Origin of the sequence: Halobacillus aidingensis, from assembly GCF_900104185.1 — a bacterium.
GTDB classification, from domain to species: domain Bacteria; phylum Bacillota; class Bacilli; order Bacillales; family Halobacillaceae; genus Halobacillus; species Halobacillus aidingensis.
Genome location: NZ_FNIZ01000008.1, coordinates 1 through 17,659 on the forward strand (window position 1 = coordinate 1; position 17,659 = coordinate 17,659).

22 protein-coding genes are annotated in these 17,659 nt (G+C 41.3%); 3 read left to right on the forward strand and 19 right to left on the reverse strand.

What is annotated here, in order from left to right:
• The first annotated feature begins 414 nt into the window (after positions 1-414).
• The gene (locus BLS23_RS22260) at positions 415-576 is read left to right on the forward strand and encodes a helix-turn-helix domain-containing protein (protein WP_425250619.1); all 162 of its coding nucleotides are present in this window, start codon (positions 415-417) and stop codon (positions 574-576) included.
• A gap of 167 nt (positions 577-743) precedes the next feature.
• Here BLS23_RS22260 and BLS23_RS09300 read toward each other — a convergent pair whose 3' ends face one another.
• The 4 genes from BLS23_RS09300 to BLS23_RS09315 form a co-directional block, all read right to left on the reverse strand.
• Positions 744-1,094: a hypothetical protein gene (locus BLS23_RS09300; protein WP_089652282.1), complete on the reverse strand. Its 351-nt coding sequence runs from the start codon at positions 1,092-1,094 to the stop codon at positions 744-746.
• A gap of 95 nt (positions 1,095-1,189) precedes the next feature.
• The gene (locus tag BLS23_RS09305) at positions 1,190-1,804 is read right to left on the reverse strand and encodes a replication-relaxation family protein (RefSeq protein ID WP_167356056.1); all 615 of its coding nucleotides are present in this window, start codon (positions 1,802-1,804) and stop codon (positions 1,190-1,192) included.
• Positions 1,797-2,969, reverse strand: coding sequence for an FtsK/SpoIIIE domain-containing protein (locus BLS23_RS09310; protein ID WP_167356057.1), 1,173 nt, complete (start codon positions 2,967-2,969; stop codon positions 1,797-1,799). The genes BLS23_RS09305 and BLS23_RS09310 overlap by 8 nt, the downstream gene beginning before the upstream one ends.
• Before the next feature lie 10 nt (positions 2,970-2,979).
• A complete protein-coding gene (locus BLS23_RS09315) occupies positions 2,980-3,171 on the reverse strand; it encodes a hypothetical protein (protein WP_089652285.1) in 192 nt (63 codons plus the stop codon).
• A gap of 408 nt (positions 3,172-3,579) precedes the next feature.
• On the opposite strand from BLS23_RS09315, the gene BLS23_RS09320 reads away from it, so the two are divergent.
• A complete protein-coding gene (locus BLS23_RS09320) occupies positions 3,580-3,771 on the forward strand; it encodes a helix-turn-helix transcriptional regulator (protein ID WP_089652286.1) in 192 nt (63 codons plus the stop codon).
• A gap of 97 nt (positions 3,772-3,868) precedes the next feature.
• Here BLS23_RS09320 and BLS23_RS09325 read toward each other — a convergent pair whose 3' ends face one another.
• The 6 genes from BLS23_RS09325 to BLS23_RS09345 all read right to left on the reverse strand — a co-directional run bounded on the left by BLS23_RS09325 (position 3,869) and on the right by BLS23_RS09345 (position 9,286).
• The gene (locus BLS23_RS09325; protein WP_089652287.1) at positions 3,869-4,993 is read right to left on the reverse strand and encodes an N-acetylmuramoyl-L-alanine amidase; all 1,125 of its coding nucleotides are present in this window, start codon (positions 4,991-4,993) and stop codon (positions 3,869-3,871) included.
• A gap of 4 nt (positions 4,994-4,997) precedes the next feature.
• Complete coding sequence (locus tag BLS23_RS09330) at positions 4,998-5,447, reverse strand: phage holin family protein (protein ID WP_089652288.1); 450 nt, start codon at positions 5,445-5,447, stop codon at positions 4,998-5,000.
• Between the two features lie 178 nt (positions 5,448-5,625).
• Positions 5,626-5,784, reverse strand: a complete 159-nt coding sequence (locus BLS23_RS21370) for a zinc ABC transporter substrate-binding protein (RefSeq protein ID WP_143015249.1) — start codon at positions 5,782-5,784, stop codon at positions 5,626-5,628.
• Positions 5,784-6,107 carry a hypothetical protein gene (locus BLS23_RS09335; protein ID WP_089652289.1) on the reverse strand — a complete coding sequence of 108 codons (324 nt, stop codon included), beginning with the start codon at positions 6,105-6,107 and terminating at the stop codon, positions 5,784-5,786. Before BLS23_RS09335 ends, BLS23_RS21370 begins: the two co-directional genes overlap by 1 nt.
• Positions 6,108-6,123: 16 nt before the next feature.
• Positions 6,124-8,355, reverse strand: a complete 2,232-nt coding sequence (locus BLS23_RS09340) for a phage tail spike protein (RefSeq protein ID WP_089652290.1) — start codon at positions 8,353-8,355, stop codon at positions 6,124-6,126.
• A gap of 73 nt (positions 8,356-8,428) precedes the next feature.
• Positions 8,429-9,286: a tyrosine-type recombinase/integrase gene (locus tag BLS23_RS09345; protein ID WP_089652291.1), complete on the reverse strand. Its 858-nt coding sequence runs from the start codon at positions 9,284-9,286 to the stop codon at positions 8,429-8,431.
• Positions 9,287-9,397: 111 nt separating this feature from the next.
• Here BLS23_RS09345 and BLS23_RS21740 point away from each other — a divergent pair, with 111 nt between their 5' ends.
• Complete coding sequence (locus BLS23_RS21740; protein ID WP_167356058.1) at positions 9,398-9,553, forward strand: ribbon-helix-helix domain-containing protein; 156 nt, start codon at positions 9,398-9,400, stop codon at positions 9,551-9,553.
• A 46-nt stretch (positions 9,554-9,599) separates the two neighbouring features.
• On the opposite strand, the gene BLS23_RS09350 is transcribed toward BLS23_RS21740, so the two are convergent.
• From BLS23_RS09350 to BLS23_RS09385, 9 genes are all read right to left on the reverse strand, one after another.
• Positions 9,600-9,851 carry a hypothetical protein gene (locus BLS23_RS09350; RefSeq protein ID WP_089652292.1) on the reverse strand — a complete coding sequence of 84 codons (252 nt, stop codon included), beginning with the start codon at positions 9,849-9,851 and terminating at the stop codon, positions 9,600-9,602.
• Positions 9,852-9,905: 54 nt separating this feature from the next.
• The gene (locus BLS23_RS09355; protein WP_089652293.1) at positions 9,906-10,904 is read right to left on the reverse strand and encodes a hypothetical protein; all 999 of its coding nucleotides are present in this window, start codon (positions 10,902-10,904) and stop codon (positions 9,906-9,908) included.
• Positions 10,904-11,371, reverse strand: a complete 468-nt coding sequence (locus tag BLS23_RS09360) for a hypothetical protein (protein WP_089652294.1) — start codon at positions 11,369-11,371, stop codon at positions 10,904-10,906. Before BLS23_RS09360 ends, BLS23_RS09355 begins: the two co-directional genes overlap by 1 nt.
• Positions 11,364-11,666: a BppU family phage baseplate upper protein gene (locus BLS23_RS09365; protein ID WP_167356059.1), complete on the reverse strand. Its 303-nt coding sequence runs from the start codon at positions 11,664-11,666 to the stop codon at positions 11,364-11,366. Before BLS23_RS09365 ends, BLS23_RS09360 begins: the two co-directional genes overlap by 8 nt.
• On the reverse strand, positions 11,659-11,796 hold the full coding sequence (locus BLS23_RS21745; protein ID WP_167356060.1) for a hypothetical protein: 138 nt from the start codon (positions 11,794-11,796) through the stop codon (positions 11,659-11,661). Before BLS23_RS21745 ends, BLS23_RS09365 begins: the two co-directional genes overlap by 8 nt.
• 12 nt (positions 11,797-11,808) lie before the next feature.
• Positions 11,809-13,263 carry a distal tail protein Dit gene (locus tag BLS23_RS09370; protein WP_089652296.1) on the reverse strand — a complete coding sequence of 485 codons (1,455 nt, stop codon included), beginning with the start codon at positions 13,261-13,263 and terminating at the stop codon, positions 11,809-11,811.
• The gene (locus BLS23_RS09375; protein ID WP_089652297.1) at positions 13,260-16,523 is read right to left on the reverse strand and encodes a phage tail tape measure protein; all 3,264 of its coding nucleotides are present in this window, start codon (positions 16,521-16,523) and stop codon (positions 13,260-13,262) included. Before BLS23_RS09375 ends, BLS23_RS09370 begins: the two co-directional genes overlap by 4 nt.
• A 224-nt stretch (positions 16,524-16,747) precedes the next feature.
• Positions 16,748-17,065, reverse strand: coding sequence for a phage tail assembly chaperone G (gene gpG / locus BLS23_RS09380; protein WP_089652298.1), 318 nt, complete (start codon positions 17,063-17,065; stop codon positions 16,748-16,750).
• 12 nt (positions 17,066-17,077) lie between these two features.
• Complete coding sequence (locus BLS23_RS09385; protein ID WP_089652299.1) at positions 17,078-17,656, reverse strand: major tail protein; 579 nt, start codon at positions 17,654-17,656, stop codon at positions 17,078-17,080.
• Between the last annotated feature and the right edge of the window lie 3 nt (positions 17,657-17,659).

Genomic DNA, 17,659 nt, shown 5'->3' on the forward strand with positions numbered 1-17,659 from the left:
TGAACCTGTGTACGGAACATGTATTTGGGGCTTTGTGTAATATCAAATCCTTTCAATATATTCATTAATAAGGGTTTTTAGAATGTGTGTTATTCATTTTATTTCACTTCTTATCTTATTAATGTGGGTGAGGTGTGGGTGATTTTGTGGGTGTGTATTCCCCGCCATCGATCTGTATAGCGGAAGTACAGTGCCTGCAAACCATAAGGATTGTTGTATTGTTATTCGTTAAGTCATGAACTCTCTTTTGTTTCAACAAACTACCGCAACACTTTAAATCATTAAAGATATTCGTCATCAATAAACACCTTCCTTATGTAATGCTTAAGTTATATAATAATGAATGAATCACATTATTGGAGGTACAACATGGCACTCCGAAAAGGGAGATGCCGTTTACCAGACCTATTAAATATGAACCAAGCAGAGTTCGCATCTAAAATGGGTGTACAAGAATCAACTGTCTCACGCTGGATTAGGAATGAGCGAGAAATGAGCTTCAATAAAGCAGTTGAAGCATCTCGTCTCCTTAATTGTCACGCTGAGGATTTGTATGATTGGATTAAGGTCGATTAAGTAAACGGTTCTGGTGGTTGGTTCGCCACCATCTCCTGGGGGCGACTTGCCTGTTGGGCAAGAAGTGCTATGTCTATTATCGTAAAATATTCTAAAAATTTCAAAGGTAAGATTTTCCTTGATAGTAATTCTTCTCCAAACCTGATTAAAAAAACAGACATCTCGTTTTAAGATGTCTGTTTTTTGTATTGGTAGAAGCTTTTTAAATGCCTGACTTCTTGGTCAATTCTCTGTTCGTGAAGAGTATTAATGATTTCTCCAATCCCAATAAAGAATACTCCCATAAGAGTTCCTCCCGCAAAATAGCCTAAGAACAATGATATTGAGAAATAGGTTTCTTCAAGAATAGGGTCGCTTATTCTAGCTAAGGAAATACCTGCTATTAGACCTAAAATAATACAAATTACACCGGACAACTTAAGATATCCTGCAACTTTGTTACTTTCATACTCATACTTGAATTCATCCGGATCATGCTTAGTGATTGTAATTAACCTTTTATCTTTTGAAGACCTCACCTTATACACCCCTCAAGTTTGTCTTTACTTATTACTTACGAACAAGTATATCGAAAGTTCCAAATTTTTGTAAGAGGTAAATCACATCGTTAGACTTAGCCTGCAGCATTGCGCTTATCTTTTTTCATATACTTGCTTATGAATGTAGATACGGTGTCACTTTGATAAACCCTTAATGGGTCCCACTCCAAACCTTTATATTTAGTTTCGCTAACTATCCAAAGGAAAGGAAAGTAATCACTGTGCTCTTTCCAAGCCTGACTATAGAAGTATGAGGTGTATTTCTCTTTTTTAGCGTCCATAACCTTCTTCGTGTAATGGTTTCTTTGAATTTCTACGAAGAAGGGAGCTCCGTTCCAGATCATAAATATGTCAGGCTCGATTGACCCCTTGCTCCCGGTTTTCCACTCCACCTCAAATTTTGAGGGTGTAGCGTATTTACATAGTTGCACATAAAAGTCTGCAATAGCTAAAAAGTGAGGAACCTTAGTTGAATTTGGACGGATGTTGCTTTTCTGAGGATAGTAAGAATATGGCCTGGTTGACCTGTGCACCTTCACCTTATCGTCCCGTTCTAACCTTTTCATTACACGGTTACAAGCATTTACGGTTCCTGTTAATTCCTTAAAGAACATGCTAATAAGATGGTTGCGATCCAGCACACGAAATTTTTCAAGAGCTTCCAATATATCTTTATCACGCTTATTCATCGTCTCCACACTCCAAAAAAGGAAGTTCCATAAACGCTTCTCTCGACTCTCTTTCCAAATCCTCATTGACTTCTTTTGCATTCACCGTTTTTTTATAGGGTTCAAGTAACTTTCTTGCCACTTTTAACTCAAGTAAAGGAGCTTGGAGTGTTTGTGTGGTATCCCCTCTAAAAATAAATCGGCCCTTTTCGCTGTTGGAAATCGTGGATGCATCATGAGGAGTACCACGACCCAAAGTTATATCGGAATTGATTTTGTCAGAATGCCTGAACGCATACCTAACGGTTAGGTTATTTTTAAGCTGCCCTTCTAATACTTTCGCATCTGGACGCTGCATGGACAGAATGAGGTAGACCCCAAGCGCTCGACCGATACACGATATCTCCTCAACAATACTCATCATGTCTTTTTCTTTTTTCAAGAGAGCAACCTCGTCAATAGCGAGTAGGATGTACTTTTCAAAAGTGACACCTTCAAGCTTGTTATACTCATCAATATGCTCCACTTCCCAAGCATCCAAGAGATCCCCTCGTCTCTCCATTTCTCCCTTCAACCAGGTTAAACATTTAAGCAAATCGGACTTCTTAGTCATAACAGCTTTGACCCCCTCTACATTACGAAAGAGGTGGAATTCGCTGCGTTTCATATCTCCTAAGTAAAGGTCCACACGGGTGCGCATATGGAGAAGGATAGACGTGATAATCGCACGAACTGTCACACTCTTCCCACTCCCCGTCTCTCCAGCGATAAGCAGGTGCGGATTAGTAACCATATCGTAGACATGCACTTTACCAAGAGCATCTTTACCCGCAAGTATAGGGAAGGACGCGTTGGATAAATAAGGTCCAATGTCTTTCCACTCGAAGTCGAAAGTCTGATCGATATCATTAACAAATACTCTGAGAACGTAAACCAATCCATCCCCTTCCAAGGTGTACTTTTGCCCGAACACCTGACGGAAAACATACTCCTTTTTCATCAATTCTTCTGGGTTCAACCCCTGTGGCAATTTAAATACATATTCAATTGCCTCTTTACGTTCACGATAATCCACAATATAAGGGTAACTTTTGAAGGTCTTACTGCCTTTTTTCCTCTTGTAAGAGATATCACCTATACGGAAAGCATTTTTTAATCGATTCTTTTTGATGTACTCACTGAACATTTCAACCCTCCTACACTCCGAACTTTTTAAACGTTTCCCAGAACACCCACAAGATACCTCCATAAGCTGTCACTTGGATAATAATTTTATTTGCCGCATTCACTAATTCCGCCTCTACATGTCTGCCTGATTTCTCTAAACGGTTTTCCACCGCACACACACCGACTACAGTTGCACCTAAAACACCAATTGTCAGGATCATAAAATAATCTCCCCTTTTTTGAATTTGGGTGTATAGAAATTTGGAAATAGGGCACCCGTGCTTTCACCCCTTCTCTCCGTTTCGGGATCCGCACTAAACAAATGTGTTGATTCTAGAGCTATCAACCTTCTTTGCTTGTATTAATCATGTAGCACTACTGGATTAGATACATGAAAGGCTGGTTAGGTAGATCTTTAATTTCTACCTGATTAGGATTTTGGTTCCGTAACTAATAGCTACATGACCAGAAAAAGAAAATCTAATCATGTAACACCTTATGAAGATGATCGCTAAATGTTTCGTCTATAACGTTAATTTTTTTCGTCTATTTTGTTAGTTAAGATTTAAAGGGATATGCATTCTGTTGACGAATACACATAGTAAGTTGGTTTAAGAAGGAGTGGATTTATGAAACCTAAGATAGGTGAATTGAGGAAAAGCAAAGGGCTGACTCAAAAATATGTAGCACAGCAAGTGGAGATTAGTTACCAGCGCTTGAGTGAAATTGAACGGGGAGTTATTTATCCCAGGGTGGATTTACTTAAGAAAATCGGTGATGCGATCGGAGAGAACTGGTGTGATCTATATGAAGACAAATAAAAAAGACCCACCCTTCGGAGAAAAGGTGGGTCCTGCTCTGTAAGAACATTGTTCGTGGATTTGATTAATTTAAAACAGAGCACTTGTATAGTAACATTTATTCTTCAGGAATTTCCACTCCTGCAGCTTCCAACGTTTCATGAAGACGCTGGATCTCCTCTTCATTTTTCTTAATCAACTCCAAGAAATTATTGCGGAGACGATTCACCACAATTGACGTTTCTTCACGAGTAATTTCTGCCCCTGGACGTTTACCGTCAAAATAACCATTCTCTGTAGCTTCTTCCCAGTTTTCTTTCGCCCATTCGCTTACCTTATTAATGTCTCTTACCACTTCAGTTTCCTCCTCTTCTTTATTTGCCACAGCTGCATAGCGTTTCAGAGCGTCTTTCAAAGTCTTTTGGGTGTTTGGTCCATACAATCCATCCACTGTTAAATGATGCGCTTTCTGGAAACCTTTAAGTGCTTTTTCAGTTTCTGAACCAAATAATCCATCAACATTTAAAGAATATCCTAGTTCCTTCAAAGATTGTTGTAGCTCCTTAACAGACTCACCTTTATTTCCAATCTCAAGCCAACCTTTAGATAATGGATCCAGACTTAAACCTTTGTATTTCACATTAAAATACTCACAAATCCCTTGTGCATGTTCAATTGCAACTTCCATTTGAAAGTCTTCATTCAGCATAAGGAGGGCCTCTTTCCGATCATCCATAAACCCATTCTCTGTGAGGATAGCTGGCATATTTGTTTCCCGCAGAACATGGAAGTTGTCTTCTTTAAACCCACGCCAATCCTGATTGGTTCCCTGTCTCAAATACTTCCCTACTGCCCGTGCCAACTTACCGGAATCGTATTTCATATTACCCAAGTACACATGTACACTAATGCCGTCAGCGCTGGAATAATCAAAATCGAAGCTCATAGCGTTAAAATGAACAGAAACATAGATATCAGCCTTGTGTTGATTGGCAGCATTCGTCCTATAGCTCAATGGGGTATCTGTATCTGTAGGTGCGACTAGGAGAACTCTAAATCCATGAGCTAATAAAATATCCGCGAGGAACCCAACCACCTTTCGGTTGAATTCATTCTCGCGGATTTCTCTTCCTAACTCAGGAATATAAGGCGTGCGTTTACCTGGGGTTTGCATTCCATGTCCGTCATCTAAAGCCACCAACTTACCATTCCATGGCCCTTTTGGTTTTAATAGCTTAGCCATATTATTACGCTCCCCTATCATGTTTTTGAGAATTGTCTTTAAATGCTTCGATAGCTTTACGAAGTGGCGTCGGCACCGGCATGCCCATTTTCCCTAGATTTTCAGTAATGCTAATGAATTCATTCACCAAGTAATAAAGAATAGTGGCAGCCATTACGCTAACTTGGAACTCCCCGATAGCTAAAGGCTCCCCGATCTGTTCCAGGTAAACTTTATCAATAACGTGGGCAATCGCCACCATTCCAAATATCAAAATCTTTTTCGGAATCCCCCAAAAGCCAACGCGCGCATTCAGCTTTCCTTCATATCCAGCTGCAATAACACCTGTCACATAGTCAAAAGTCACAAAAAAGATGAGCGCCCCCAGAAGCACAGACCACTCACCGAATAGATATGAAAAGACTAACGACAGACCTAATGTTAGACTCTTAGCTGAATTGATGATCATCTCCATTATTGACCCCCTAGTGTAAATGTTTTGTAAAATAAACAAAAAGCAGTGGCAAGAATTAATTACCTACTGCATAATCAGATTAGCTCACCCCCATAACAAACTTTCTCGTATGTGTGAGCTCTTTGATGGAGTGGCCAGGTCGAGTTGGTCACTTCTTTTTTTCCATAAAAAATACGCCTTACTTGGCGTTTTTCTTTCCTTTCAACTCATCAAGTTCTTTTTTGTAACTAACTGCCAGAGCATAGTTTGCTGCACTTTCTTGAGAAAGCTTTGCTATTTTCTGCGTTAAATGTTGAACCATAAGTTCAGCGTTTACCGGATTGTTCTGTTTACTCATCATCCACCCTCCTTACTTACAAAATCTTCTCTCACAGTGCGAATGAGAAGACGAACATAGTACCTCTGCACCTCTTCTTCTAATGGCAAATCTCCGCTCTCAAATGGCTCATCTTCTGCATCTAGAGGTAAGTTCAAGTTATAAAACATAATCCTGGGGCAGCCTTCTGTTTGACATTTAACACGATATCCTTTCCAAAATCCGAATTCGTCTTTCCCTACAACGTCATTAGAAATATCAGTGGTGGTCTCATTCCCACACTTAGAACACAACGAAGTCATGATATTCCCTTCAATACTAGTCAACGGCATCCCGATACCCAATAGATCACCCCCTTATTCAACACGTATAAGTACCTCTCCAATACTTGTGATCATTGGTTGTGTCTGTGTTTTGGATATAAAACCAAAAACCTTTAGAGTTTAAAGCAGTATAATGTTCAGTAGCACCATAGGAACCATCAACATCAAAACTCACACCGGATGGAGTGTAGTCTTTTTCAATGTTGAAGTTTACAGCATTTCCGCCAATGTTCTTTCCGGTTGAGCTATAAGGGTTGTATCCATATGCCCCACACATCCCCGTTTCACTAACAGTTCGGTAGAATTGCCCATCATTTGCATCGAAGTATATCTTTGCAGAGGTGCTGGAACCGCCAAAATACACATCGTCTCCAAGCTGAATGTAGTCAGCAGATAATTGCATTCCAGCTGCAATGGGACCAACGCCTCCATTTATCCGGGCTAAATTATTAAAAAAAATGGACTTCATGCTGCTACCGAAGTATTCGCCTAAATAGAGATTGTCTCCTATATTTGCGTCTGTAGCGACATCTATGGTTGACCCCGATGTAATGCTCGCCCCAATTAACTCACCTGTAAACGTTCCATCTACTGACGATAGCGTTCCAGTGATGGTCGCATTTTGAATGTCAGCATCAATAGCAATCATGCTTTCTGTTGTGAGGCTTATTATTATCGCATCGTTAGCTGTCAAGGTACCTGTTAAAATGGCGTTTTCGGCTATGATTTCATTCGTGATTAAAGTTCCATCTAAAACAGTTACCCCATCTTTATCACTGGTCACTGCATCAATAAGATCTTGTGCATCAGATATATCCGTTTTTGCACCTTCCAGATCAAGTAAAGCTGCGTCTATGCGGTCATTTGCGTCGCTGATTTCTTGTTGAGCTGCATCCAAAGCTGATTGAGCTGCTGTTTCCGCTTTTTCCTGGGCCCCTTCAGGCGTTTCTTTTTTATCCCAATTCCCACGGTCTCTTTCAACAACCTTTTCCACATTACGGACACGGCTTGCTGTTTCGAAACTATTACGGAAGTTTCCGAGAGTGACCTCGTCCAGATTGCTGTCATTTAAGTTCTGCTTGTAAATGATGATTGATGCTTCTATTTCGATGTTCGGCTGAACTTCTCGATCGAATCCATAAACTGTGTCCCCCAGGCGTGTTCTTAGATGTTCATATCCTTTTTTGTTCTGAAAGAGAACAACCTGAAAATCGTAAGTCCTCACCGCGTCCTTTTTAGTTTGGAGATCCTGCCAAGTATTGAATAGGAGTATGCCGGGATCCTCTTCCTGACCACTATACTCTCCGAAACGATGTCGTCGCCCCTGATCATACCCCCATTCTTGAAGAGCATCGGGATCACCCACCCAAGTTTGCCCCAAGGGTTTATCTACAGGGTCACCATTCGCCACAGACCATTCTACATCTGCAAAAGTAATACGTGGGCCGTCGTTTTCTTGTGAAGCTCCATAACCGTACAAAGCTGTTTTCACGCCTGTTGAATCCACAACACGACTAGTACTCATGGTGTTCCGACCATGCTCAAAAGTCTGACCGTTGTCAAATCCTCTGCGCTTCAATACATCAATGTATCGTTTTGTTATGTTGGGGCCGTCTGCATCTACCCTCAAACGTCTTTCTCCCCCAAACAGTTTGATTAGCTCATAAACAGCATTTTTTACGCTGGTGCTTCCTATATTTACACTCTGGGTTCCGAAATCATCCACTTCTCCTACGGACACCCTTGTACCTGAAAGAACTGCTTTAAGAGCCGTTTCCAAGGTGACGTTATCTGCCTTGTATCCTCCAATCCACTCATCAATTAGCTCGTAGTCTCCGCCCTCAGCAAAGACTTCCTTTTCAGGTCCTTCCGTACCGTTACGGTCACGCGGTTCGCGGATGATGAACTCAACTAAATGACCATCCCTGTCTACAATGACAGCGCGGCCTTCGTTCTGTATCCATGAAACCTCCGGGTTCCCAGCAGGGACTGTGAATTCTAAAGAGACCTCACCATTTAATTCTTCCGTGTACCAACTATTGTAGTGAGGGATCTTCGCGGATTCTGCTCTTCCTTTTTCGCTCAGGTAGTGGTGACCAATTACACCGCCCGCTGAATGGACGTAATTCGCAGTACCTTTTCGCCCAAGAGGTGGAGGATGTCCTTTTGGGCCCAGGACTAAACGGAGTTGTTCATCTTTATCGTAAATCCAAATTAGGGTAGACGTCCGAAATGGAATTTTATCTTGTGGTCCATAATGTTGACCCATAAATTGACCTCCTGACTCAATGTAGTTAGGCAATCGATATCACCACCAATAAAAAAGAGCCCTATCCAGGACTCTAAAAGTACTTTTTATACAATTGCCTTCTGCGCTCACCAGACAGCTGCGCATATAAGTATGTCGTCTTGATGTTGCTATGCCCTAAAAAAGATTGGATGACTTCCATAGGAGCATCGTTATTCAATAAGTGTGTGGCATAAGAGTGACGAAGTTTATGCGGATACACGTTTTCGATACCGGCACGCCTCGCAATACGTTTGATAACCCAGCGCAACTGAGGGATTGACATCTTCCGTGGTTGACCGCCTTCTGACTTATATCTCCTCTCAGTAACAAACAAGCTAGTGTTCATATCATCCCTCGAGTTCAGATACTTTTTCAGCCAGATGCCACATTTAATGGAGAAGTACACCTCTCGCTCTTTGTCTCCTTTACCGATGACTACTATGGACCGGTCTTCCCAGTTGATAGCGTTCCGGTTAAGCTTTGCAATCTCACCGATACGACAACCGGTTGTAAAGAAGGCTTCAATGATTGCGTGCTCCAGTGGAGTCTCACACGCTTCACGCAAGTTTTCAATTTCTTCTTCCCTCATCGCTTTCGGGATCCTTGGTCCTTGCTTTGGTTCCCGCAACTTAGCAGCAGGGTTTCCGACAATCAGCCCCTCGTTAACTGCCCACTTAAAAAGAGCTTTAAAATACTTCATGCGGTTTGCGATCGACGAGGGCTTCAAACGCTTTGCATCCTTGGCGAGGTATGCTTTTATCATTTTGAAGTCCACTTCTTCCAGCTCAAGATCTCCCGCATGTTCAATAAATAATCTGGATTGCAGCTTGTAAGACTTTAACGTATAAGGCGAATACCCCTCGAGTTGCCTGTCCAATTCGTATTGTTCCCACGCTTCTGAAAGTTTCATGGTTTCCCTCTCCTTTAAGTTATATAACTTGTATAACTATAATATAAATAAAAGAAGAGAGGTTGTCAATATAAGTTATATAACTTATACTGAGAAACGAGGTGATTAACCATGGCAGTTGATAAAAATAAGAACGAGCAAATCCTTGTAACCTTCCCTAAAGAAATGGTTAAGGCAATCGAAGACCATTGGCACGAAAATAGGCTAAAGAACAGAAGTGAGGCTATCCGAGACTTAGTGAACAAAGGTCTGAAAAACTCTAATTAAATACACCTGAAAAAGGAGCCTTCCTAATTGGAAGAGCTCCTTCTTTTTATTTCAAGTCTTCAAACTCCGTTTCAAAATCTAAATATCGAATAAGTTTCATTAGCATAAGAGCTTCTCCATTTTCAGAAGTTAGCTCAGACTCTATTTGATCGTAGCTGGTACTTCCCGGAGACTCATTATTCCTTTGTTCCAACAAATCAAACACTTGCTTGTTGTTTCTTTGAAGTATAGTAAGTAGGTGATTTTTATCCAAAGTTCTCGGGGTCCCTGTTCCTTCTCTAACGAGTCTTTCATTCATTCGATCACCCTCCAATTTTAATTTTTCATACTCAAGTGACGACATCCGTTAGTGCTACATTTCCATCAACCCATTAATCCAGATATTTGCACCTGAATTAACTACATCGTTTGCATCCGCTTTACAATGTCCTCGTTTTATTAATATTTCATTTGCTGCTTGCATAGGGGATTTATATCTAATGTTAGGGCGTGAAAAGTAGAATCTCATATTTGAATCTGGTGTTGTGATCAAATTCCCTGCATCGTCATAAAACTTCACTTTAAACGAATTAGTCAATGGAACAGATAATTTCGGAGTGTAGTAACCGTCCCGACCTGTAATGGAAATGCTATACACATCATTACCTGTTATGTTCGCATGAGCAACTGTCAATTCTCCTGTTACATTATCAAAGCTAAAAGAGAAGTCATCGATGTTAGAGCCAATATATTTGAAAGATGAAGAGGTTGAGTCATAGTAAATATGACCCGACATGTTCTTTAGTAATGTAACAATAACTTGAGTGTCCGTGTAACTAACTGAATAATCAGCGTTCTCACGGTTGTTTGTCGGACTGATAACTTGCGGAATATCAGACGCACTAACTGGTGGATGGTCAATAACAACCTGTGATTTATCTGAACTTAGATAACCTGTCACAGATGACGAAAAATACGATGGCAAGGTCAAGTTCCCATTACCATCTATTGCAACGTTCAAAGGGAAATGCAAGTGTATATACGAGTTTGTCGTGCCTACACTTGCCCCGCAAATAAGCCCGTCATTTGCGTATGTTTCATCTGGTGTGGCTATCAAAGTACCCACTTTTAAAGCGTTGGGAGTATGGTGAACATTAATTGAACCATTATATAAACTTATAGCATCCATATTTACAGGAGCATGACCTATATCATCAATATAACCCCATCCCGTACCTGTGTTTCTTATTACACCTGCGAATGTTTGAACGGACTTCCCAACTTGCCCTTTTACTCTCTCTTGGATGCGGCTATCTACTTCCCCGGTCACATCTACATTTATAATCTTATTGCTTTTACTACCATAACCCATCAAGCATACCTCCCAATAATGTAAGAGGTTGAACCACTCACACTCACTTCATTAGAAGGTGTCCCTCCTACGGTAGCTTGAAAAGAATCATCAGCAGGGACAGTGATGTCAATATTATTCACTGTGAATACCCCGTCTGCGGTGTCACGGTTGTAAATTTCAATAGCTTGGATATTTTCCGCGAAGCTTACAACTCCACTCGCAGCATCCACTTCTGTTTTCTGTTCTTGAAGTTTACTCCCCGTTAGTTGAGTATCTAAGGTTTGATTCAGGCGATCGTTTGTTGCTGTGATCAGTGTCTTCAAATCGTTCAATTGAGACTGCATTTGAACCGCCTGGATGGGTAGTGGATTTGCTTCTCCTGTTTCAGGATAAGTTCCATCAGTCTTCTTCCACGAACCCGTAAATCCAGGCTTTTCTCCAGGTAATGGATTGGACTCTCTAGGTAAACGTCCTTGTTCAGCCATTGTTACCCACTCCTTCAATAATTCTTATTGGTATGAAACCTTCGCCAGGGAAACTCAACACGCGGCCATCTTCATAGGTCACTTTGAATTCTCCTTGGAAATAACCCAGTTCATTAAAAAAAGTATCCTCAATGGGATACATCACTTTACCATTCTCGGGATCTATGACTTGAGCATACCCTTCGATACCGTTACTCATATAAAATCGAACCGTTTTTCCGGTTAAATTCTCTTCTTTTCCCTTTCGACTTAACACAGCCACGATGCCTTCACCTGTATCCCCTTTTTTAATCACCAGCGTTCTCATTGATTGGTTCCGCCCTTTCATAAGAGGTCTGCCCTGCCAAGCCCATCTGGACTGTCTCCACACGGACACGCCCTACTTTCACCGTTCGTTCATCCCTTATAATTTCAGCTTTTGTCATGATTACACCCTCTTACTTATAGGTATTGGTATAACTGACTGAAGCATTTACGGATCCATTACTTGCAACCACTAGTTGATTGTATCCAGGCGCCAAAGGAAACATCTGCGTCCTGACATCTGCCAACGTAAGCTGCGGCTCTCCGTTTTTCGCAATCAAACCTGTCCTAGTATCGATTGTGATTTTATCTCCAGCTTCAGCCATAATCGGTACTTCAGATTCGCCCTGCGGCTGGTTGATCTTATATAATTTGATGTCTTTAATTTTCATATCTGTTGATGAAGTCAGTGGCCAAATGCGCATGGCTACTTGAACATCTGTAATTGGTGCCATATATTGACCCGCATTATCAGTATAACGAAGAGTGGAGTACACCCAGTTATGGACCCCATTCTCAATCTTAGCAAAGTACCAACGCCATATATCGCCTTCACGGACAATCCGGATAACCCCGTCGAAGTCGTTCCATCCATATGGATATTTCGCAAAGGCATAAACCTTGTGGCCAGTATTGTAATCTCCAACTTGACCAAAACCAAAGTTCTGATCCTGACCTTCCCAGGCATCCCCAAAACCGACTTTGCCCATGGTGTTTCCATTTGCATCACGAAGATACACATCCATGAGACCTGTTTCAAAATTAATGTTAGGGCTTTGAATAAGAATATCCGCCCGGAAATCTTGAAGAGATTGCCCAATCCCTTTGATTAGCGAAGGACCTTGCCATTTATGAGGAAGAATTTCTTCTCCAACCAATTCTGCGTAAAAACCATCGCTATCGGCGCCCATTTCCCCACTGATATATCCATTATCAACTTCTTGGGCAGTAGTCCATGAACTGGTACTTGTCATAGTGTCATGAAAGACCAGTTCTTCTTTCTGGAAAGCCGTTTCTGTTCTTGCTTTGTTCCGCCCAAGGATGATGGACGGGGACCCACCAGCTTGATTTTCTAGAGATAAATTAGTGATTTCGAGTCTTGTAATGGATTGAATTACATCGATCTCGAAAACAGGATAGGCTTCTGCAGTACCTTCATTAAACAACGTAGTATGAGAACCAAGGCTTTGCGGAGGAACATCCGCTCCATAACCATTAGGGTCTAGACAGAGAAACTGAATTGTACCACTTCTCTTGTCCACAAAACGCGTCAAATCTTCAATTGTATTTGTTACAACCGCATAATAGTAACGTCCCGGTTCATCATCAAATTGAAGCACCGCTTTTTCCTCAGTAAACAGCCAATCGGCCAATTCGTCCTTTATTTGCAATGCATGGGCATCATCTAATACTTTAAACCCTACAGGCTGCTGAATTAAAAGGGGTCCTCTCCGTGTAGATTGGAGGAATGACCCATCCGTACCCGGAATATCAATTGTCGTTCTATTAATGGGAGCAAAAGGCGGTTTGGATCTCCCCTCCAATAAGTGAATCCATGGTTTCCTTGTTGAATTAAAGGTTAGGTTCAAATCTGTTCCCCCCTCGCTCTCATTCGTCCTCTTGTGTGATTATCATCAATTTCTTTATAAAACTTATATGTCCCTTTCGCGAGCTGAAGTCCATCAAGTTCACTAATGAATGTAGCTTCTAAGTTAACTTCAATCGGCTGATTATTGTTCCCTTGTAACCTTCGTTCAATTTGTGCAGCAGATCCAGGAGTACTAATGCCTTCCGCATAAGCCGGCGTGCTGTTTAGAGATCGAAGGATTCTTTTGGATTCTTCGTGAGTAAAGACTTGAGAACCTACCGGAAGGTCAGCTATCCCAAAATTAAGCATTGACCACTTATTTCCGAGTTTGGCTAACTCGAATCCTTCTTCACCAACTAACGCTGGACCGCCTGGATGATAATTCGTTCCATCAGCATAAGATAATCCTTTATGCATCTTTTCGTAAATATTTACATACTTGGATACTGGCGTAGATAACTTAGAATCAAGCGTGGCCCAGTAATTTGCAGGTCTTTCTTTTAAATAGATGTCTTTGTTAATATCCTCTCTAGCACGTTGGTTTATTTGATCTAGTTCACCTTTAGCAGATTGCAGTTTACTAATTTGCTCGTTTAGCTCTGCATTTCTTTCTTGATGAATAGTTGTATTTATTTGTCCTTTCCTTAACAAATCATCATTTTGCGACTTTTGAGTTTCTAATTTAGATATTTCATTATCTAATTGTGTTAACCCTTGCCCCTTTTTCGCATTTAAACCAACTTGTTTTAGAATAATTTCCTCATACTTAAAGACGATGTTTTCAGCTTCCTTCAGTTTCTCTCGAGTTGTCTTTAAGTCTTCTTGGTTTACCATTAATTCTTTACCATACTTGTCCCTTAATCTGTCGTGAGTATCAAGTTGGTTTAACAATTCTTCTTTCTTATCAATTTCAATTAGCAGCTGGTCTTCTAGTCTTTTCTTTTGAAGACCGGTGGAACTTTCAATTTCTTTCTCCAAGTCTTTAATTAACTGCCTTTGCCCTTTTAATTCTCCCTCCGTTTCTAACCGTGCATTTGCATTTTTTTGAATATCCTTTTGAGTGTCTTCCTGATCCTTCATAAGCCGCGCCTTATCTTCTTCAAGGCCTTTCATAGTTTCTAAGGTATCTACAAGTTCCTTCCTTGTTTCCTCCTTAAGGATTCTTCTTTGCTCATCGTTGTACTCCTTAACTGCATTGGTGTTTTCTGACCATGCATTTCCTTGGTTACTAATAACCTTTTCTGTTTCAGGAGCTATTTCAATAATGTCATTATTTAAACCAATGAACTCGGACATCTCTTCGTTCGTCAACCCGCTTTTTTCTAGCAGCTTACCTTGTTCATCTTTCAATTTTTCAATGATAGTAGGTGCATTTGTTTCTGCAAGTTCTGATTGAATATCCATAAAACGAAGCATCTCTGAATTTGATAATTCGTTCTTTGTTTTCAACTCATTAAAACGATTAATTAATTCATCCGTTTGCTTTATTTCTTTCTGCATGGCTTCAATTTTTTCGACATTAGCAGAACTATAATCATCAGAAGCTTTCACAGCTTCATAAATTGCTATACCGAGACCACCAAACCCTGCTATTGCTAAACCTACCGGTCCACCCTTACTAACTATCCGCATCAAAGCGCCGCCGGCTCCCTTAGTTCCGCTCTTTCCACCTAAAGCAGTAGTGAGAAAACCTAATCCTTTAGTTAACCCTCCAACCGCTCCACTGGCAGTACCTATCATGTACGCGGCGGGTCCGACAGCAGCTGCAATTCCTGCCCAAGTAATGATGTTTTTCTGGGTTTTTTCATCAAGATCTCCGAACCATCGAGCTAAATCGGTAAGCTTTTCTACACCATCTGTAAGCACAGGAAGCAAATGAGTAGAAAACTGTATGGACAATTCTTCAAAGGCTGACTTTAAAGCCGCAACATTTCCTGCTGCATTGTCCTGCATCGTGTCTGCCATTTCATTCAAGGCATTATCTGAATCTGCCACACTATACTTAAGATCTTTGTATTCTTTATCCAGACCATCTAATAAGCCTTGGAAAGACTTCAGGTGCTCTTTACCGGCAATCATGGAAATGTATTGAGCCTTTTGCTCGTCGGTCATGTTTTTGGTTCGATCTCTAACAAGTTCTAGAGTCTCTTCCAAGCCAATAAAATTACCTTCTGTGTCAAAGGCTGAAATGCCTAACTCTTCCATCGCTTCACCGGCTTGTCCAGCCCCACTTGTGAGGTTAACTAAGATGGCATTCATCGCTCGCCCTGCTTCACTACCTTTAAGACCCCTGTTTGCTAATAATCCGAGTGACGCAATGGACTCAGACAAAGGCACATTGAACTGAGCAAAGTTACCACCTGCAATAAGGAAGGCATCCATAAGCTGATCCATGCTTGTATTCGATGTACGAGAAGCTTCTGCAACCATATCAAGGTATTGAGGTAAATCACTTACTTCAAGCTGCAAAGCAGACAATGAATCCGTAACTAAATCACTCGCGCGGCCCAAGTCAATGTTTGCCGCTTCAGATAAGCGAAGGATAGGTTCTAATCCACCAAGCATTTCTTGGGTATCCCAACCGGCTAAAGCCATATAGTTTAGACCGTCCGCCGCTTCACTTGCTGATTTAGTCGTGCTTGCACCCATCTCCCGCGCTTTTTCTTCCAGCAATGCCAGGTCATCACCAGTTGCTCCAGAAGTAGCCTGAACTTGTGACATTGACTTTTCAAAGTCCATTCCTGTTCTAACCATCAACGCTCCGAATCCTAAGATTGGAGTGGACACGCCCATGGTCCAATTCCGACCGAAATCTCGAGCTCCTCGTCCGAACTGTTGCATCTTATCCCCGGCCGTATCCAATTGCGTACCTATGCGCTTCCATGGATTCACTTGGCGCTCTAACTGTTCATTCACTCTCTTAAGTTGAGTCTCAGTTTTATTCAAAGAGCTTACTGCATTGTTATATTGTGCAGATAAGTTCTTGGTTTGTTGAGCATCTTCACCCTTCACCCGCTTTGATTCTTCATATCTACGACGAAGCTCACTAACTCGGGCCTCTTGGGTCTTGTACTTTCTAGAAAGGATGTCAGATTGCCTGGATAAACCTTCAGTGCTTCGCTGGTACTCCTTACTAGTAGACTTTAAAACATTCATCTCCGAGCGAAGACCTTTTAAGTCAGATCGTACAGAGGTGAGGTTGAAGTTTTTATCATCCAAGCTTAGTTTTGTTTGTAAATTACCGAGTTCTTTTGTAGCCATACTCCTGCCTCCTTACCATACATCCGCTAAATAAACGTCTTCGCTTGGAGACGCTGTTTCATCCTGAAAAAGACTATAAAAAAAGTGGACGTCCATCTCATCGATCTGAGACATCGTCCACTTTGGTGCATAAGGTTCTTTGGGGAACATTAGCTGCTTATATAGGTCCTTAATGTTTTGATATTCTTTCTGTTGGGCTTCTTGAAGGGAAGAGAGCGTTTCTTCTAACGTTCTTCCCTCGTCACGTTTCCCTGATCATCATCCGTTCCTTCAGATGATTTAAAACCGTACACCGCTTCAAATGTTTTCTTGACCATTTGCTCATACGGAATCCCCCAGTAAAGCTCCTCGAGGGTGAATTGTTCCCTAAAAACAATTTTCTGAATGACAGTAGCAATCTCATCGAATTGTTCAGGAGTAGGGTTGTCCAGATCAAGACTTTCATCCGCTTCAAACTCTAACCATTTACGTTTAGCTAACATTGGCACGAAGGGAGCTGTGAATATTTTTTTCTTCCCATCAATCAGCAATTCAATTTGCAACTATAACCCTCCTTAGACTTGCGCTACCCAGTCTTTATTAATAACTGAATCGAACCATTCGTCAAAAATAGCCGTGTCTGTAATAGATTCATCTTCACTCCATGCACGGATTTTCTCTTCTCCGTCATCCAAACGAGGAATAGCTTCACCTGCAAGGTTTCGCGTTTGATACGTTGGCGTTTCTTCTTTAGTGTTCATGTTTTCCTCTGCAGGTGCGAATTGAATGCGATAAATCCAGAAGTAGTCGTATCCACCGCGAGCATTTTCAGCCCGGCCGCCTACAGCTACATAAGGAGCTTTATCACTCGCATTGTCTGAAATCGTTCCATTCGAGTTAACTGTTTTTCCAAGCAGATCCGCTTCTACTTCTTTTTCCAAATAAGCTGTATTCAAAGTGACCGCTGTTGGACCTTTGTTGGAATCAGAAAATAGAACCTTGTCATCAGCACGTAAGTTGGCACGGTTAACGGCCGGCTGCAAGTTGAACGCAATCGCAGGCCCTAATGGTTTTGGTGTATCGTATGTTGTGGATTCATCACTTTCAGTCTGGATCACCGCGTAATGCAAATCTTTTAGACCTTTTAAAGCCATAAT

Coding starts and splice junctions, on each gene's coding strand:
- BLS23_RS22260 (WP_425250619.1), top strand. CDS start 415: ATGAACCAAGCAGAGTTCGCATCTAAAATGGGTGTACAAGAATCAACT.
- BLS23_RS21370 (WP_143015249.1), bottom strand. CDS start 5,784: ATGAGTAAACAGAACAATCCGGTAAACGCTGAACTTATGGTTCAACAT.
- BLS23_RS09350 (WP_089652292.1), bottom strand. CDS start 9,851: ATGAATGAAAGACTCGTTAGAGAAGGAACAGGGACCCCGAGAACTTTG.
- BLS23_RS21740 (WP_167356058.1), top strand. CDS start 9,398: ATGGCAGTTGATAAAAATAAGAACGAGCAAATCCTTGTAACCTTCCCT.
- BLS23_RS09345 (WP_089652291.1), bottom strand. CDS start 9,286: ATGAAACTTTCAGAAGCGTGGGAACAATACGAATTGGACAGGCAACTC.
- BLS23_RS09355 (WP_089652293.1), bottom strand. CDS start 10,904: ATGGGTTATGGTAGTAAAAGCAATAAGATTATAAATGTAGATGTGACC.
- BLS23_RS09310 (WP_167356057.1), bottom strand. CDS start 2,969: ATGTTCAGTGAGTACATCAAAAAGAATCGATTAAAAAATGCTTTCCGT.
- BLS23_RS09325 (WP_089652287.1), bottom strand. CDS start 4,993: ATGGCTAAGCTATTAAAACCAAAAGGGCCATGGAATGGTAAGTTGGTG.
- BLS23_RS09375 (WP_089652297.1), bottom strand. CDS start 16,523: ATGGCTACAAAAGAACTCGGTAATTTACAAACAAAACTAAGCTTGGAT.
- BLS23_RS09305 (WP_167356056.1), bottom strand. CDS start 1,804: ATGAATAAGCGTGATAAAGATATATTGGAAGCTCTTGAAAAATTTCGT.
- BLS23_RS09320 (WP_089652286.1), top strand. CDS start 3,580: ATGAAACCTAAGATAGGTGAATTGAGGAAAAGCAAAGGGCTGACTCAA.
- BLS23_RS09315 (WP_089652285.1), bottom strand. CDS start 3,171: ATGATCCTGACAATTGGTGTTTTAGGTGCAACTGTAGTCGGTGTGTGT.
- BLS23_RS09340 (WP_089652290.1), bottom strand. CDS start 8,355: ATGGGTCAACATTATGGACCACAAGATAAAATTCCATTTCGGACGTCT.
- BLS23_RS21745 (WP_167356060.1), bottom strand. CDS start 11,796: ATGACAAAAGCTGAAATTATAAGGGATGAACGAACGGTGAAAGTAGGG.
- BLS23_RS09360 (WP_089652294.1), bottom strand. CDS start 11,371: ATGGCTGAACAAGGACGTTTACCTAGAGAGTCCAATCCATTACCTGGA.
- BLS23_RS09330 (WP_089652288.1), bottom strand. CDS start 5,447: ATGGAGATGATCATCAATTCAGCTAAGAGTCTAACATTAGGTCTGTCG.
- BLS23_RS09385 (WP_089652299.1), bottom strand. CDS start 17,656: ATGGCTTTAAAAGGTCTAAAAGATTTGCATTACGCGGTGATCCAGACT.